Below are 975 nucleotides of genomic sequence, written 5' to 3'. Positions count from 1 at the left end.
TGTACCCGGCCATGACCTTGGTGCATTGGGCGGTGGCGTGAGGAGGACCCCCGCGGGTTGAGTGGAGTTGTTCACGCTTCACCGACCAACGGAGGTCCTCGTGTCCCACGCTAATGCTCGTCTGACGCCCCGAGGCAGAGAGATCGCCGTGCTGCGAGTACGCGCCGGCTGGGCCCGCTCGCACGTCGCTGCGGCAATGGGCTGCTCGCGCTCCTGCGTGACCCGCTGGGTCGAACGGTTCGAGGCCGAGGGCATCGACGGGCTCCGGGACCGGTCGTCACGGCCTGGCTCTTCGCCCAGCCGCACGCCCGAGGAGACCGAGCTGGAGATCGTGCGGCTGCGCGTCGAGGAACGGCTCGGACGCGATCGGATCGCGGAGCTCGTCGGCGTCTCGTCGCGGACGGTCTCTCGCGTGCTGGCCCGCCGCGGTGCGCCGCCCCTGTCGGCCCTGGACCCGATGACCGGAGAGGTGATCCGCACCTCGAAGCAGACCGCGATCCGCTACGAGCGCGAGCGGCCGGGCGAGCTGGTCCACATGGACGTCAAGAAGCTCGGCCGCATCCCCGACGGCGGGGGCTGGCGCGCGAACGGCCGCGGCGGCCCAGGCGACAACCGCGACCGCAAGCACGGCAGCGGCTACGACTACGTCCACTCGCTCGTCGACGACCACTCCCGGCTCGCCTACTCCGAGATCCTGACCGATGAGAGAGGCGCCACCTGCGCCGGCTTCCTCCGGCGCGCGGCAGCGTTCTTCGCGATCAACGGCATCGACCGCATCGAGCGGCTGATGACCGACAATGCCTTCGCCTACCGATTCTCGCTGCGCGACGTCGTCGCGGAGCTCGGCGCTCGGCAGGTCTTCATCCGCCCGCACTGCCCCTGGCAGAACGGCAAGGTCGAGCGCTTCAATCGCACCCTGCAAACCGAATGGGCCTACCGGCAACCCTTCACCAGCAACGCCCAACGCGCCGCCGC

General features: G+C 70.2%; 1 protein-coding gene. It reads left to right on the top strand.

Annotation, left to right across the window (positions count from 1 at the left end; all coding sequences use genetic code 11):
- Positions 1 to 100: 100 nt before the first annotated feature.
- A partial coding sequence (locus NWP09_RS12985) for an IS481 family transposase (protein ID WP_258275908.1) occupies positions 101 to 975 on the top strand: 875 nt, incomplete at its 3' end.

The organism is Agrococcus sp. HG114 (genome assembly GCF_024723325.1).
In the GTDB taxonomy this organism is placed as follows: Bacteria; Actinomycetota; Actinomycetes; order Actinomycetales; family Microbacteriaceae; genus Agrococcus.
Note: the sequence above shows the minus strand (reverse complement) of the source record. Positions and strands in the feature narration are given on the sequence as shown.